Source organism: Streptomyces sp. NPDC054975 (genome assembly GCF_053609105.1).
The window spans coordinates 126365-141096 of the sequence record NZ_JBSGWV010000014.1 but is presented as its reverse complement, the minus strand read 5'-3'; the positions used below and the strand labels follow the sequence as shown (position 1 = coordinate 141096).

Genomic DNA, 14732 nt, shown 5'->3' with positions numbered 1-14732 from the left:
TCTCGGAGGAGCGGTCGCGCTCCGTGTGCTGTGCTTCGGTGTCCATCGGGGGCAGAGCCTATCCGGCCGCCCTGAGAGTCAGTGCTCCGAAGCCCCGCGCGATCGGTGAGCCGGAGCTCAGTTGTCGCGCTTCTCCTTGATCTTGGCAGCCTTGCCGCGCAGCTCACGCAGGTAGTAGAGCTTGGCGCGACGGACGTCACCGCGGCTCACGAGCTCGATCTTCTCGAAGATCGGGCTGTTCACCGGGAAGGTGCGCTCGACGCCGACGGAGAACGAGACCTTGCGGACCGTGAAGGTCTCGCTGACGCCCGAGCCCTGGCGGCGGATGACAACGCCCTTGAACTGCTGGATACGGGAGCGGTTGCCCTCGATGACGCGCACGTGGACGTTCACGGTGTCGCCGGGACGGAAGGCGGGGAGGTCGGAGCGGAGCGAAGCCGCGTTGACCGAGTCGAGCAGGGAGGCCATGGTGGTCTCTTTCCTCGCTGATGCCACAGGTCATCAACGGAACGTTCGAAAAAGGAGGTGGAGCGTCGTGCGCACCGGGCGGGCGTCGTCCCCCTGTGGCAGGGCGCTCGCCGGACACACAACAGCGGCCTATTCTTCCACGGCCTCGGGCCTGCGCCAAAATCGGCCGCCGGGCTCGGGGGCCCAGCCGAGCATGGAGAGGATCTCGCGGTCCTTCTTGTCGAAGGCGGCGGGGTCGCACCGCTCGATCAGGTCCGGCCGGTTCCGCGCCGTACGCCGGAAGGCCTCGTCACGGCGCCAGCGCGCGATCTTCCCGTGGTGCCCGCTGACGAGTACGTCGGGGATCGCGCGGCCGCGCCACTCGGGGGGCTTGGTGTAGACCGGGCCCTCCAGGAGGTTGGCCATGGCACCGGGCGCGAAGGAGTCGTCGCGGTGGGACTCGGCGTTGCCGAGGACGCCGGGCAGCAGCCGCGCCACCGCTTCGGTGACGACCAGGACGGCGGCTTCCCCGCCGGCCAGCACGTAGTCGCCGATGGAGACCTCGTAGACCGGCATCCTGGTGGCGTACTCGTCCACGACACGGCGGTCGATGCCCTCGTAGCGGGCCGGCGTGAAGATCAGCCAGGGGCGCTCGGAGAGCTCGACGGCGAGTTCCTGCGTGAAGGGCCGGCCGCTCGGGGTGGGGACGACGAGGACGGGGCCGTGGGCGCCCGCCTCGAAGCCGTCCGCGAGGGTCTGGTCCAGGGCGTCGCCCCAGGGCTCGGTCTTCATGACCATGCCGGGGCCGCCGCCGTAGGGGGTGTCGTCGACCGTGTTGTGCCGGTCGTAGGTCCACTCCCGCAGGTCGTGGACGTGGACGTCGAGCTGTCCACGCGCGCGTGCCTTGCCGACCAGGGAGACGTTCAGCGGCTCCAGGTACTCGGGAAAGATCGTGACGACGTCGAGCCTCATCCGGACTCTTCCTCACGGGCGGAGGCGATCTCGGCGCGGTCGTCGATCAGCCCGGGCGGCGGGTCGATGACGGCGCGCTGCTGCTCCAGGTCGATCTCGGTGACGATGTCCTCGACGAACGGGATCATCAGCTCGGTGCCGTCGGGCCGCTCGACGATGAAGAGGTCCTGGGACGGCAGGTGGGAGATCTCGGTGATCCGGCCGATCTCGGTGCCGTCCGCGAGCACCACGTCCAGGTCCATGAGCTGGTGGTCGTAGTACGCGTCCTCCTCCTCCGGCAGCTCGTCGGGGTCGACGTCTGCGATGAGGAGGGTGTTACGGAGTGCCTCGGCGGCGTTGCGGTCGCGCACGCCCTCGAAGCGGAGCAGCAGGCGGCCACTGTGCACGCGCCCGGTCTCGATGGTCAGGGGGCCTGCGGAGGCGGGATCGGTGTGCAGGACCGCTCCAGGGCTGAGCCTCAGCTCGGGCTCGTCCGTCCGTACCTCGACGCTGACCTCGCCCTTGATGCCGTGGGCGCGGCCGACCCGCGCGACTACCAGCTGCACGTCTTCATTCTCTCCTGTCCGACGACGACGGGCCGGGGCGGACCCGAAGGCCCTCCCCGGCCCGTGCCGGTGTGTCCAACTTGCTCAGCGGACCTGGTCCACGTCGACGAGGTCGACACGGATGCCACGACCGCCGATGGCGCCCACGACGGTACGCAGCGCACGCGCGGTGCGGCCGTTGCGGCCGATCACCTTGCCGAGGTCGTCGGGGTGGACCCGGACCTCCAGCACGCGCCCGCGACGCAGGTTGCGCGAGGCGACCTGCACGTCGTCGGGGTTGTCGACGATGCCCTTCACGAGGTGCTCGAGAGCCTCCTCGAGCATGCTCAGGCCTCGGTCGACTCGGTGGACGCGGCCGCCTCGGCCTCGTCCGCCTTCTTGTCGGCCTTCTTCGCCTTCGGGGTGATGGCCTCACCCTTGGCGTCGTCACCCTCGAGGGTCTTGGCGAACGCGTCGAAGGAGGCGCGCTTGTCCTCCTTGGTCGCCGGCTGCAGCAGCGGCGCCGGGGCCGGCAGGCCCTTGTGCTTCTGCCAGTCGCCGGTGAGCTTCAGGATGGCGAGGACCGGCTCGGTCGGCTGGGCGCCGACGGACAGCCAGTACTGCGCACGGTCCGAGTCGACCTCGATCTTCGACGGGTTGTACGTCGGGTGGTACAGACCGATCTCCTCGATCGCACGACCGTCCCGGCGGGTGCGGGAGTCGGCGACGACGATGCGGTAGTGCGGCTGGCGAATCTTGCCGAGGCGCTTGAGCTTGATCTTGACTGCCACTGGAGTGGTGTCTCCTGGTCTTGACGTGGTTGGGCACATGAGATGCCACGTGGGGTTGCGGTACTCGGGTGCCCGATGGACGCGTCAGCCGGAGGAGAGAGGGGTCCTGTGCGACTGTCGAGTACAGCTAGCCATTGTGCCACACGCCCGTGGCGCTCCCGACCCGGCCAGGTCGGGGGTCAGCTGGCCGCGCCCACTGATTCCGGGATGCGGAAGGGCTTGCCGCAGCCGCCGCAGACGATGGGCGCCTGGGCGAGCACCGAGGGGACCACGCGCACGTTCCGCCCGCAGTCGCAGACGGCCTTCACGCGCACGCCGCCGCCGGAGGAGCCGTGGCGGGCGGCGGGGCCGCGGAAGGAGCGCTTGGTGTCCGCGGCCGTCGCGACGGTGTGGGCCTTGAGGGCGCGCTGGAGCCGCTCGATCGTGGGCCGATACCGCCGCTTGGCCTCGGGGTTGAGCGTGACCAGGGAGAAGCCGCTGCTGGCGTGCGGCTCCTCGGAGTGGTCCAGGCCCATCTCCTCGGCGATCGCGAGGAATCTGCGGTTGTGGTACCGGCCGGCGCGCGAGGTGTCGCGGACCCCTCGGGCGGCGGCGATGCCGTGGACTGCCTCGTGGAGCAGTCGTTCGAAGGAGAGCTCGGCGCCGCAGGCGGACGAGGACTCTCCGATCAGGGACTCGGGCGCGGCAAGATCAGGCAGTTCGGGGTGGTGCCGCTGAATGTCGGCCCACGCCTGTGCCAGCTCTGCGGCGAGAACAGGTGGTGTCGTGCTCACGTCGCGTACAACGAGCCGACGCGCCCCCGGGTTCCATTCCGGGGCATCCCAAATATTTTGCACGTACCCGTCAGTTGCCGTTGATACGTCCGGACGAGGCCCAGTGCGCCGATGTGCGGAGAAGTCGCACAGCTCGCGGCAAGGTGGTGCGTAGCGACGCATACGCCCCGGCGCGTAGGGAGGCCGTACGCGCGCTGGGGCTCGATGCAGGGACAGTACCGGGTCAGGGGTCAAGGAGGCGCAGCGGCCCCACCCGGACGGCGGAAGTGGTCCGGCGCGAGCACTGGACGCGGGCACGGATCGGCAGTTCCCTGACTTACGGGGGGATGCGGGCGCACGTACACGGGGGCTGTCGACCAGGCACTGATTGGGGCGCTTTCCATGACACCTACGCTCGTCCCGCACCACCCCGCGCGCGACTGGGCCGAGATCCAGGAACGCATGCTCGTACCGCTCTACGAGGCCGTGTACGACCGTCTTGAGGTGGGCCCCGGCTCCCGGGTCCTGGGGCTCGGCTGCGGCTCGGGGCTCGCGCTGCTGATGGCGGCCTCGCGGGGGGCGCGGGTGACCGGCGTGGACCGGGACCACGCGCGCGTGGAGCTGGCCCGGGAGCGGCTGCCGGAAGGGGCGGGGCACGCGGTGGTGGAGGGGGAGCCCGCGGACGCGGGTGATCCGTCCCGCACTCCGTACGACCTCGTCACGGTCTTCCACCTCTCCCCCGGTCTGGGTGAGGCGCTCGACGCCGTCACCCGTCTGGCTCAACCGGGCGCGCCTGTCGTGCTCGCGGGCTGGGGGCCGCCGGAGCGGTGCGCGACCTCGTCCGTCCTGCGGGTCGCCGCGCGGCTCGCGGGCGGACGGCCGGGATTCGGTGAGGACCTGGCGGGCGTGGTGGCGCGGGCGGGTCTGAAGCCGGACGGCTCGGGGCGGGTGTCGTGCCCGTTCGGGTACGCGGACCTGGACAGCGCGGTGCGGGGGCTGATGTCGACGGGCGACTTCGACGCGGCGGTCCGTGCGACGGACCCGTCCCAGGTCGAGAAGGAGATCGCGGAGGCCCTGCACCCGTACGTCCGCTCCGACGGCACGGTGTGGATGCCGAACGTCTTCCGGTACCAGATCGCCCGGGTGCCGTAGGCGGCGTGGTCGGCGGCCCGGCCGCGCCACGCGCGCGTGGCGCGGCGGCCAGGGCTCAGGTGTCCTTGTTCAGGCGTGTGATGCCCGCCGCGCGGTACGCCGCCTCCTCCTCCAGGGTCTCGTTGGCCAGGAGGGCCGCGGCCAGGGCGTCGAGCTTGTCGCGGTTCTCGCGGAGCTGGCGGACGGCGCTCTCGTAGCACTCGTCGACGATGCGGCGCATCTCCTCGGCGACCATGTCCAGGGTCGCGGGGGCGGCGGAGAGCCCGTACGCCTGCTGGGCGTCGCTCGGGATGGCCGTGAGGCGGCCGACGCGCAGGCTCATGCCCCAGCGGCCTGCCATGCCGCGCGCGATGTTGGTGACCTGTTCCAGGTCGCTCTCGGAGCCGGTGGTGACGACGCCGAAGACGACCTGCTCTGCGGCCATCCCGCCGAGCGCGCCGATGATCCGGCCGCGCAGGTACTCCTCCGTGTACGCGTACTTGTCGGCGTCCGGCGTCGAGAGCGTGACGCCGAGTGCCCGGCCGCGCGGCACGATGGTGATCTTGCGGACCGGGTCGGCGCCCGGCTGGAGCATGCCGAGCAGAGCGTGGCCGCTCTCGTGGTACGCGGTGCGGCGGCGCTCCTCCTCGGGCATGACGAGCGGCCGTTCCGCGCCGAGCTGGACCTTCTCCAGGGCGTCGGACAGGTCGGACCGGGTGACCGCCTTCTGCTGCCGCTTGACGGCGAGGAGGGCGGCCTCGTTGGCGAGGTTGGCCAGTTCGGCGCCGGTCATCCCCGGGGTGGTGCGGGCGACCTGGGCCAGGTCGACGTCCTGGGAGAGCGGGATGTCCCGGGTGTGGATCTTCAGGATCGCCTCGCGGCCCCCGCGGTCGGGCGGGTTCACGTGCACGATCCGGTCGAAGCGGCCGGGGCGGGTGAGCGCCGGGTCGAGGACGTCGGCGCGGTTGGTGGCGGCGAGGACGATGACGCCCTCCGAGCCGGTGAAGCCGTCCATCTCGGTCAGGATCTGGTTGAGCGTCTGCTCGCGTTCGTCGTGGCCACCCATGCCCGAGCCCCCGCCGCGTGCCCGGCCGATGGTGTCGATCTCGTCGATGAAGATGATCGCCGGGGCCACCTTGCGGGCCTCGGCGAAGAGTTCCCGTACCCGTGAGGCGCCGACGCCGACGATCATCTCGATGAACTCCGAGGCCGAGGCGGAGAAGAACGGCACCCCCGCCTCACCGGCGACCGCCCGCGCGAGCAGGGTCTTGCCGGTTCCGGGCGGCCCGGCGAGCAGCACGCCGCGCGGCATCCTGGCGCCCATGTCGCGATAGGCGGAAGGGTTCTTCAGGAAGTCGACGACGTCGTTGAGTTCGCCCTCGACCTCGTCGATGCCGGCCACGTCCTGGAAGGTGGTGCGCTTCTCGCCCGCTTCCAGCGCGACGGGTTTGGGCGGGGCCTTGCGGCCGAGCATGCCGCCCGCGCCGCCCATCCCGGAGCTCATCCGGCGGGCGATGAAGATCCACAGCGCGACGAGCAGCAGCATCGGCGCGAGCGAGATCAGCAGGTTGGCGAGGAAGCTGCGCTCCTGGACGACGGGCTCGGCGGTGACGGTGACGCCCTTGGCGGTCAGCTCGTCCCAGAGGTTGTCGTCGGCGAACGCGGGCCGCTGGGTGACGAACTTGCCGTAGTCGCCCTTGTCCCCGTTGGGCAGCGGCTGCTTGTTCTTCAGCTCGCCCTGGATGGCGTCGCCCTTGGAGTAGATCTTGGTGACGTTGCCGGAGTTCACCTGTTTGCTGAACTCGGTGTACGAGATCGTCGGCTCGTCGCCCCGGTTGAAGAACGACAGCACGAGGTTGGCGATCAGATAGACGATCAGGGCGGTGAGGATGAGGCCTCCCCAGCCGCCGGGCATCTTCTTCTTCGCCGGTGGTGGCGGCGGGGCTCCTTCCGAGCGCCAGGGCTGGTCGGTCCGGTCGCGCGGGGGCACGGAGTTGGGCACGCTGCTCTCCTCATACCGACGTCAGGCCCGGCCCCCAGTATCGGAAGGGCCATTAATTCCGGCATTTCGGGCGGCATGAAGGAGTGAAAAGGGGCCCGGGGCGGTTTCACACCGCCCCGGGCCCCTCCACGGAACCTGCTCAGCCCATGAACTTCTTGAACTCGTCCGGCAGCTCGAAGTCGCCCTGGCCCTGCCCGGCCGCCGGGAGGCCGAACGCGCCGCCCTGCTGCGCCTGCTCGCGGCGGGCCTGGGCGGCCTCCTCCTCGGCCTTGCGCTTCATCGGGTTGCCGCTCTTGCGCTTGCCCTTGGCCTGCTTGACCTGCTTCTTCTGCCGGCCGGGGCCGCCGCCCATGCCCGGGATCCCGGGCATGCCCGGCATGCCACCGCCCTGGGCCATGCGGGACATCATCTTGCGGGCCTCGAAGAACCGCTCGACGAGCCCCTTCACCGCGCTGACCTCGACGCCGGAGCCCTTGGCGATACGGGCGCGGCGCGAGCCGTTGATGAGGGTCGGGTCCTGGCGCTCGCCCGGGGTCATCGACTTGATGATCGCGGCCGTGCGGTCGACGTCCCGCTCGTCGATGTTGTTGATCTGCTCCTTCATCTGCGCCATGCCGGGGAGCATCCCGAGCAGCTTGGAGATGGAGCCCATCTTGCGGACCTGTTCCATCTGGGCGAGGAAGTCGTCGAGCGTGAACTCCTGGCCCTTCTTGGACGCCAGCTTGGAGGCCATCTTGGCGGCCTCTTCCTGGCTGAAGGTCTGCTCGGCCTTCTCGATGAGCGAGAGCATGTCGCCCATGCCGAGGATGCGGGACGCCATGCGGTCCGGGTGGAACGCGTCGAAGTCGTCCAGCTTCTCGCCGTTGGAGGCGAACATGATCTGGCGGCCGGTGACGTGCGCGATGGAGAGCGCGGCACCGCCTCGGGCGTCGCCGTCGAGCTTGGAGAGCACGACACCGTCGAAGCCGACGCCGTCACGGAAGGCCTCGGCGGTGTTGACCGCGTCCTGACCGATCATGGCGTCGACGACGAAGAGGACCTCGTCGGGGCTGACGGCGTCGCGGATGTCCGCGGCCTGCTGCATCAGCTCCTGGTCGATGCCGAGACGGCCTGCGGTGTCGACGATCACGACGTCGTACATCTTGGTCCGCGCGTACTCGATCGAGTCCTTCGCGACCTGGACCGGGTCACCGACGCCGTTGCCCGGCTGCGGGCCGTAGAACGCCACGCCCGCGCGCTCGGCGACGACGCCGAGCTGGGTGACGGCGTTGGGACGCTGGAGGTCGCAGGCGACGAGCAGCGGGGAGTGGCCCTGACCCTTGAGCCAGAGGCCGAGCTTTCCGGCGAGGGTGGTCTTACCGGCACCCTGGAGACCGGCGAGCATGATCACGGTCGGCGCGGTCTTGGCGAAGCGCAGTCGGCGGGTCTCGCCGCCGAGGATGCCGATGAGCTCCTCGTTGACGATCTTGATGACCTGCTGGGCGGGGTTCAGGGCCTGGGAGACCTCGGCGCCGGTGGCCCGCTCCTTGACCTGCTTGATGAACGCCCGGACGACGGGGAGGGCGACGTCCGCCTCGAGCAGCGCGATACGGATCTCGCGCGCGGTGGCGTCGATGTCCGCCTCGGACAGGCGGCCCTTGCCCCGGAGGTTCTTGAATGTCGCTGCAAGGCGGTCGGAGAGGGTATCGAACACGGCGGTCGCGGATCCTCGGTGTCGGGGGCGGGCGGACGGATTGCCCTCCAGGGTATCTGCCCGCTCGAAGTACGTGTCCCCGCCCGCCGAAACGGGCGGGAACACAGCCTTCTCACCGCAGCGCCTCCTCCAGGGCCTTCGCCAGGTCGGCGGCCTCCTCGTCGGGGAGGAGGGAGCCGTCGGGGCGGGTCACGTACAGCGTGTCCACGGCGTTGGCGCCGAGGGTCGAGACGTGCGCGCTCCTGACCCGGACCTCGGCGCCCTCCAGGGCCCGGCCGATCCGGTGCAGCAGGCCGGGGGCGTCCTGGGCGCGGACCTCGATGACGGTGGCGAGCCGGGAACCGGCGGCCGCGACCGTGACGCGGGGCGGCGGGGCCGTGACGCCGCGTCGCCTCGGGTAGGCGGCGTCACGTTCGGCGAGACGGGCGGGGATGTCGAGGCTGCCGTCCAGGGCCCGGACGAGGTCGGCGCGGAGCCGGGTGGCCTGGGGCAGGGAGCCGTACTCGGCGGCGACGCGCCAGTTCAGGACCAGGACGGCGCCGGTCCCCTCGCCGAGCTCGGTCGGCAGCTCGACGGCGCGCAGGTCGGCGGCGCGCACGGTCAGCCGGTGCAGGGCGAGGACACCGGCCGCGGCGGGCAGGACGCCCGGCTGGTCGGGCAGGGCGATGAGGAGTTCGACGCCGACCGGTTCCGGCGTGCCGTCCTCGGGGGCCGTCTCGGACTGGGTGTGCAGGGCGAGGACCGGCTCCCCGGTGCGCAGTGCCTCGATCGCGAGACGTTCCTGTTCGGCGCTGGGCGCGGCCGGTTCCGGCTGCGCCGCGGGCTCTCCCGCGAGGACGGCCCCGACGCGTTTGACGAGGTCGGCGACGAGCGAGGCCCGCCAGGTGGACCAGGCGGCGGGCCCGGTGGCGAGCGCGTCGGCCTCGGTGAGGGCGTGGAGCAGTTCGAGCGCGCCCTGCGTGCCGACGGCGGTGGCCACGGACCGTACGGTCGCGGGGTCGTCCAGGTCGCGCCGGGTCGCGGTCTCGACCAGCAGCAGGTGGTGGCGTACGACGGTGGCGACGACGGCCACGTCGGCGCGGTCGAAACCGATCCGGGCGGCGACGTCACGGGCGATGGTCTCCCCGGCCACGGAGTGGTCGCCGGGCCAGCCCTTGCCGATGTCGTGCAGCAGGGCGGCGACGAGCAGCAGGTCGGGCCGGCCGACCCGGCGGGTGAGCGAGGAGGCGCGGACGGCGGTCTCGACGAGATGCCGGTCGACGGTCCAGGTGTGGACGGGGTTGCGCTGCGGCCGGCAGCGGACCCGCTCCCAGTCGGGCAGGAGCCGGGAGACGAGGCCTTCGGCCTCCAGGGCCTCCCAGACGGGCACGGTGGACTCCCCCGCGCCGAGCAGGGTGACCAGCTCCTCGCGCGCCTCGGCGGGCCAGGGCACGGGCAGCGGCGCGGCGCCTGCGGCCAGGCGGCGTACGGCGTGCAGGGAGAGCGGAAGGCCGGACTGGGCGGCCGCGGCGGCGGCGCGCAGCGGGAGCACGGGGTCGCGGTCGGGTTTGGCGCTGAGGGCGAGGACGACCTCGCCGTCCATCTCGACCACGCCTTCGGCGAGCGGGGTGCGCGCGATGGGCGGCTTCGCGCCACCCGGGCGGCCGGCTCCCGACCGTCCGCCGAGGAGGGCGCGGAGCCGAGGGCGGGAGGAGCGGGCCTTCAGGACGCGGTTGACCTCGCGCCAGGTGACGTCGGCGGCGTACGAGATGATCCGGGCCGCTTCGTAGACCTCGCGGAGCAGGGTGTCGGCGTCGAGGAGGCCGAGTTCCTCGGCGACGGCGTCCTGTTCCTGGAGCGCGAGCCGGTCGGTGGCCCGGCCGGTGGCGAGGTGCAGCGCGTCCCGGGCGTCGAGGAGGCGGCGGCGGGCGCCTTCCAGGCCTTCGCGGGGCGCGTCGGCGAGCCAGGAGGCGGCGACTGCGCGCAGCACCTGGGCGTCGCGGAGCCCTCCCCTGGCCTCCTTCAGATCGGGTTCGAGGAGGAACTGGAGCTCCCCCATCCGCTCGGCGCGCTCGCGGCAGAGGGCGTCGAGCTCGGGGAGGCGCCTGGGGGCCTGGTTGCGCCAGTCGGCGAGGACGGCGGTCCGCAGCCCGGCGACGAGTCCGAGGTCGCCGGCGACCGGCCGGGCGTCGAGGAGCCCGAGATGGACCTTGAGGTCGTCCCCGGCCGTCTTCAGGGCCTCTGCGGGGGTGCGGACGGAGTGGTCGAGGGCGAGGCCCAGGTCCCAGACCGGGTACCAGATCCGGTCGGCGAGCGTGGCGACGGCGCCCGCGTCCGCGGTGCCGTCGTGCAGCAGGAGCAGGTCGAGGTCGCTGCGCGGGGAGAGTTCACCGCGCCCGTAGCCGCCGACGGCGACGAGCGCCACCCCTCGTGGCGGCCGGGCGGCGGCGAACAGTCCGCTCAGCCAGTCGTCGGTGAGCCGGGCCAGGGCGGCACGGCGCGGCGGCCCGGACTGCTCCTTCTCGGTGAGAAGGCGCAGCCGGGCCGCCGCGTAACCGCTGGGTCCCGAGTCATCCGCTCGCGTACTCGTGTCGACGGTCGTCACCCAGCAGCTCCTTAAAGTGCCCGTGCCTACAGCGCGTCCGGACCGCGTTCGCCGGTGCGGACCCGTACGGCCGTCTCGACCGGCACGCTCCACACCTTGCCGTCCCCGATCTTGCCGGTTCGGGCCGCCTTGACCACGACATCGATGAGCTGTTCGGCGTCGTCGTCCTCGACGAGGACCTCGATACGGATCTTGGGGACGAGGTCGACGGTGTACTCGGCACCGCGGTAGACCTCGGTGTGACCGCGCTGGCGGCCGTATCCGCTGGCCTCGGTGACCGTGAGGCCCTGGACTCCGAAGGCCTGGAGGGCCTCCTTGATCTCGTCCAGCCGGTGCGGCTTCACGACTGCGGTGATGAGCTTCATGCGTCCACCTTCTTGGTCTCCGTAGCTGCCGGGACGGGCGCGGCGGTGGAGCGCGAGGAGGCGCCGCCGCCGGCTCCGCTGAAGTCGTACGCGGTCTCGGCGTGCTCGACCTGGTCGATGCCGGAGACCTCGTCGTCCTCGCTGACCCGCATGCCCATCGTCTTGTCGATGATCAGCGCGAGGATCGCGGAGGCGATCAGAGAGTAGGCGAGGACGGCGCCGACGCCGATGGCTTGCTTGCCGAGCTGCTCCAGGCCGCCGCCGTAGAAGAGGCCCTTGGCGTCGGACTGGACGCCGCCGGTGGCGAAGAAGCCGACGAGCAGGGAGCCGATGACACCGCCGACGAGGTGGACGCCGATGACGTCGAGGGAGTCGTCGTAGCCGAACTTGTACTTCAGTCCGACGGCCATGGCGCAGACCAGACCGGCGATGGCGCCGATGGCGATCGCGCCGAGCGGCGAGCAGGAACCGCCTGCCGGGGTGATGGCGACGAGGCCCGCGACGGCGCCGGAGGCGGCGCCGAGGGTGGTGAAGGAGCCGTGGCGGAGCTTCTCGTACGCGAGCCAGGCGAGCATCGCGGCGGCGGTGGCGACCTGCGTGTTGACGAACATGACCGCGCCGACGCCGTCGTCGTTGCCGAGCCACGAGCCGGCGTTGAAGCCGAACCAGCCGAACCAGAGCAGACCGGCGCCGAGCATCACCAGCGGGAGGCTGTGCGGGCGCATCGGGTCCTTCTTGAAGCCGACGCGCTTGCCGATGACGAGGATCACGCCGAGGGCGGCGGCACCGGCGTTGATGTGGACCGCCGTGCCGCCGGCGAAGTCGATGACGCCCATCTCGAAGAGCCAGCCGCCGGCGCCCCAGACCCAGTGCGCGACCGGGAAGTAGACGACGGTGACCCAGAGGGCGATGAACAGGGCCCAGGCGGTGAACTTCACGCGGTCGGCGAGGGCGCCGCTGATCAGGGCGGGGGTGAGGATCGCGAACATCAGCTGGAAGACGGCGAAGACGTACACCGGGATGGTGTAGCCGTCCCACAGCTCGGTGACGCCGATGCCGCTGAGGCCGACGTAGTCGGAGGACCAGCCGATGATCGATCCGGAGTCGGTGCCGAAGGCGATGCTGAAGCCGTAGAGCACCCACAGGATCGTGACGATCCCGAGGCTGATGAAGCTCATCATCAGCATGTTCAGGGTGGACTTGACGCGGACCATGCCTCCGTAGAAGAAGGCGAGTGCCGGGGTCATCAGCATGACCAGGGCGGAGCAGATGAGCATGAACCCGGTGTTGGCGGCAGACAGCTCGGGGGCGTCTGCTGCCAGGGTCGTGATGGCTGGTGCCATCGGCGTCTCCTCGTCGTCGGTACGGCCTGTGCGGGGCGGGGCCGGAGAGCGGCTTTGGCCATGAGGGGTGGCCGGTTATGAGCCAGAGGTTGGCGCAGCGCCGTTTCCGTCGATGCCGCCCGATGTTTCACCGCAGTGACGAAGGGGTGGGGCGTGTTACGTGGCTGTGAACCCCTGGGTCACGGGCGTGTAACGCAGGGGACGTGAGCCGGCCGCGACATGTGTCCCTGTCCTGGCGGCGGGGGAGCCGAGTCGGTCAGTACGGGAACGCTGTCGCGGCCGGTGTCGGAAGGGGCCCGAGGGGCGGGCCCGGGGGGTCAGACGGCCTCGGCCGTCTCGGGGAGGAGGGCGGTGAGCCGGTCGGTGAGCTGGACGACCTCGGCGACGTCGCGGAAGTCGCGGGCGGCGGTGTCGACGGTCTTGCGCAGCCGCGTGTTGACCCGCTCGGAGCGGACGCTCCTGGCCACGCCGAGCGCCTTCTCGACGAGGACGGCGGACTGCTCGGGCTCGCGCTTGAGGAGGTGAACGGTGGCCATGCCGATCAGGTTGAGTGCGTACGAACGCTGGTGCTCGGGGTCCTTCTCGAAGAGGGAGACGGCCCGCTCCATGACGGGCTCGGCGAGCGAGGCGTACGTCGGGGAGCGTCCGGCGACGTAGGCCAGGTCGCGGTACGAGTGCGAGTTCTCGCCGTTGAGCTCGGCCTCGGAGAAGAAGCGGATCCAGTCGGGCTCGGGCTCGCCGTCGAGGCCGACGTCGGCGAAGGTGTCCTCGGCCATCCGCACGGCCCGCTTGCACTTGGAGGGCTGGCCCATGTTGGCGTAGGCGCGGGCCTCCATCGCATACAGCATGGCCTGCGTGCGCGGGGTGGCGCAGTCGCGACTGCCGTACTGGGCGAGGTGGATGAGTTCGAGGGCGTCGTCGGGCCGGCCGAGGTGGATCATCTGGCGGCTCATCGAGGAGAGGATGTACGAGCCGAGGGGCTTGTCCCCGGCCTCCTTCGCGGCGTGCAGGGCGAGGACGAAGTACTTCTGGGCGGTGGGCTGCAGGCCCACGTCGTAGCTCATCCACCCGGCCAGTTCGGCCAGTTCGGCCGCGCAGCGGAAGAGGCGCTGGGCGGTGGCGGCCGGCTGCGGCTCCTGGAGGAGGTCGGTGACCTCGTGGAGCTGGCCGACGACGGCCTTGCGGCGCAGTCCGCCGCCGCACTGGGCGTCCCACTGGCGGAACATCGCCGTGGTGGATTCGAGCAGGTCGAGCTCTATCGCGGAGAGCTTGCCGGGGCGGTGGCCGACCGGGAGGGGCTCGGGCGGTGCGGGCTCGCCGGCCGGGGTGGGGACGAGCCAGCGCTGCATGGGCTCGATGAGGGAGGGTCCTGCGGCGAGCGCGAGGGAGGTGCCGAGGAAGCCTCGGCGGGCGAGCATGAGGTCGCTGCGGGAGAACTCGCTGAGCAGGGCGACGGTCTGGGGCCCGGCCCAGGGCAGGTCGACACCGGAGACGGACGGCGCCTGGTGGGCCGTGCGCAGCCCGAGGTCCTCGACGGCGACGACCGAGCCGAACCGCTCGGAGAACAGCTCGGAGAGGATCCGTGGGATGGGCTCGCGCGGCTGCTCGCCGTCCAGCCAGCGGCGCACGCGCGAGGTGTCCGTGGAGATGTGGTGCGCGCCCATCTGGCGTGCTCTGCGGTTCACTTGGCGCGCCAGTTCGCCCTTCGACCAGCCGCTCCGCACGAACCACGAGCTGAGCTGCTCGTTCGGGCGCTTGCCGGCAGTCGTACCGTCTGCGCCGTTGCCGCCCACAGGAACGCCCCCATCCACGTCGACTCTGTTGCGCGAACCCTTATCAGAATGCCGCGTCCCGCTCTGCCCGTCCGGGGCTTCCACCCCTTCGAACAGGAATGCGGGTTGCCTCCGGCATACCCAGATGCGCGCGGCTCCAGCGGTTCGAGCACCGACAGTAATCCTACGATCACCCCTCCAGTGAGGCGGATTCAAGAAACGCCACCATTCGCCACCCCTTCGAATGAACTCGCCTGCCGCCGAACACGATTCACTTGACATGCGACGAACCAGGGGTCGGCGGACTGGAGCGCGAGCAGGCGCGCGCCACGGTACGCACCACCTCGCCCGCGTCC

13 protein-coding genes are annotated in these 14732 nt (G+C 71.3%); 1 reads left to right on the top strand and 12 read right to left on the bottom strand.

The features are described 5' to 3' along the window. Window positions 1-117: 117 nt before the first annotated feature. The 6 genes from rplS to ACWF79_RS16260 all read right to left on the bottom strand — a co-directional run bounded on the left by rplS (window position 118) and on the right by ACWF79_RS16260 (window position 3507). The gene (gene rplS / locus ACWF79_RS16285; protein ID WP_315893860.1) at window positions 118-468 is read right to left on the bottom strand and encodes a 50S ribosomal protein L19; all 351 of its coding nucleotides are present in this window, start codon (window positions 466-468) and stop codon (window positions 118-120) included. A 129-nt stretch (window positions 469-597) separates the two neighbouring features. After that, complete coding sequence (gene trmD, locus ACWF79_RS16280) at window positions 598-1419, bottom strand: tRNA (guanosine(37)-N1)-methyltransferase TrmD (RefSeq protein ID WP_453728752.1); 822 nt, start codon at window positions 1417-1419, stop codon at window positions 598-600. Then, complete coding sequence (rimM, locus tag ACWF79_RS16275; protein WP_453728751.1) at window positions 1416-1964, bottom strand: ribosome maturation factor RimM; 549 nt, start codon at window positions 1962-1964, stop codon at window positions 1416-1418. The genes trmD and rimM overlap by 4 nt, the downstream gene beginning before the upstream one ends. Window positions 1965-2048: 84 nt before the next feature. Next, the gene (locus ACWF79_RS16270) at window positions 2049-2288 is read right to left on the bottom strand and encodes an RNA-binding protein (RefSeq protein WP_005311361.1); all 240 of its coding nucleotides are present in this window, start codon (window positions 2286-2288) and stop codon (window positions 2049-2051) included. Between the two features lie 2 nt (window positions 2289-2290). Then, the gene (gene rpsP, locus ACWF79_RS16265; RefSeq protein ID WP_362003399.1) at window positions 2291-2734 is read right to left on the bottom strand and encodes a 30S ribosomal protein S16; all 444 of its coding nucleotides are present in this window, start codon (window positions 2732-2734) and stop codon (window positions 2291-2293) included. A 179-nt stretch (window positions 2735-2913) separates the two neighbouring features. After that, window positions 2914-3507, bottom strand: coding sequence for a hypothetical protein (locus ACWF79_RS16260; protein ID WP_453728750.1), 594 nt, complete (start codon window positions 3505-3507; stop codon window positions 2914-2916). Between the two features lie 381 nt (window positions 3508-3888). On the opposite strand from ACWF79_RS16260, the gene ACWF79_RS16255 reads away from it, so the two are divergent. Next, on the top strand, window positions 3889-4638 hold the full coding sequence (locus ACWF79_RS16255; RefSeq protein WP_453728749.1) for a class I SAM-dependent methyltransferase: 750 nt from the start codon (window positions 3889-3891) through the stop codon (window positions 4636-4638). Window positions 4639-4693: 55 nt separating this feature from the next. Here the strand turns inward: ACWF79_RS16255 and ftsH are convergent, their stop codons facing one another. From ftsH to nsdA, 6 genes are all read right to left on the bottom strand, one after another. Next, window positions 4694-6619 carry an ATP-dependent zinc metalloprotease FtsH gene (ftsH, locus tag ACWF79_RS16250; RefSeq protein WP_453728748.1) on the bottom strand — a complete coding sequence of 642 codons (1926 nt, stop codon included), beginning with the start codon at window positions 6617-6619 and terminating at the stop codon, window positions 4694-4696. 139 nt (window positions 6620-6758) lie between these two features. Beyond that, window positions 6759-8312 carry a signal recognition particle protein gene (ffh, locus tag ACWF79_RS16245; protein ID WP_453728747.1) on the bottom strand — a complete coding sequence of 518 codons (1554 nt, stop codon included), beginning with the start codon at window positions 8310-8312 and terminating at the stop codon, window positions 6759-6761. Window positions 8313-8424: 112 nt separating this feature from the next. After that, window positions 8425-10896 (bottom strand): [protein-PII] uridylyltransferase, encoded by a 2472-nt coding sequence (locus tag ACWF79_RS16240; RefSeq protein ID WP_453728746.1) that lies wholly within the window; start codon window positions 10894-10896, stop codon window positions 8425-8427. Between the two features lie 26 nt (window positions 10897-10922). Then, window positions 10923-11261 (bottom strand): P-II family nitrogen regulator, encoded by a 339-nt coding sequence (locus ACWF79_RS16235; RefSeq protein WP_101390346.1) that lies wholly within the window; start codon window positions 11259-11261, stop codon window positions 10923-10925. Beyond that, on the bottom strand, window positions 11258-12604 hold the full coding sequence (locus tag ACWF79_RS16230; RefSeq protein WP_453728745.1) for an ammonium transporter: 1347 nt from the start codon (window positions 12602-12604) through the stop codon (window positions 11258-11260). Before ACWF79_RS16230 ends, ACWF79_RS16235 begins: the two co-directional genes overlap by 4 nt. A gap of 317 nt (window positions 12605-12921) precedes the next feature. Then, the gene (gene nsdA, locus ACWF79_RS16225) at window positions 12922-14397 is read right to left on the bottom strand and encodes a transcriptional repressor NsdA (RefSeq protein WP_453728744.1); all 1476 of its coding nucleotides are present in this window, start codon (window positions 14395-14397) and stop codon (window positions 12922-12924) included. Between the last annotated feature and the right edge of the window lie 335 nt (window positions 14398-14732).

Bases quoted from the DNA above. Each gene is read 5' to 3' on its own strand.
- rplS (WP_315893860.1), bottom strand. From the start codon at position 468: ATGGCCTCCCTGCTCGACTCGGTCAACGCGGCTTCGCTCCGCTCCGAC.
- trmD (WP_453728752.1), bottom strand. From the start codon at position 1,419: ATGAGGCTCGACGTCGTCACGATCTTTCCCGAGTACCTGGAGCCGCTG.
- ACWF79_RS16270 (WP_005311361.1), bottom strand. From the start codon at position 2,288: ATGCTCGAGGAGGCTCTCGAGCACCTCGTGAAGGGCATCGTCGACAAC.
- ACWF79_RS16255 (WP_453728749.1), top strand. From the start codon at position 3,889: ATGACACCTACGCTCGTCCCGCACCACCCCGCGCGCGACTGGGCCGAG.
- ACWF79_RS16235 (WP_101390346.1), bottom strand. From the start codon at position 11,261: ATGAAGCTCATCACCGCAGTCGTGAAGCCGCACCGGCTGGACGAGATC.
- ACWF79_RS16230 (WP_453728745.1), bottom strand. From the start codon at position 12,604: ATGGCACCAGCCATCACGACCCTGGCAGCAGACGCCCCCGAGCTGTCT.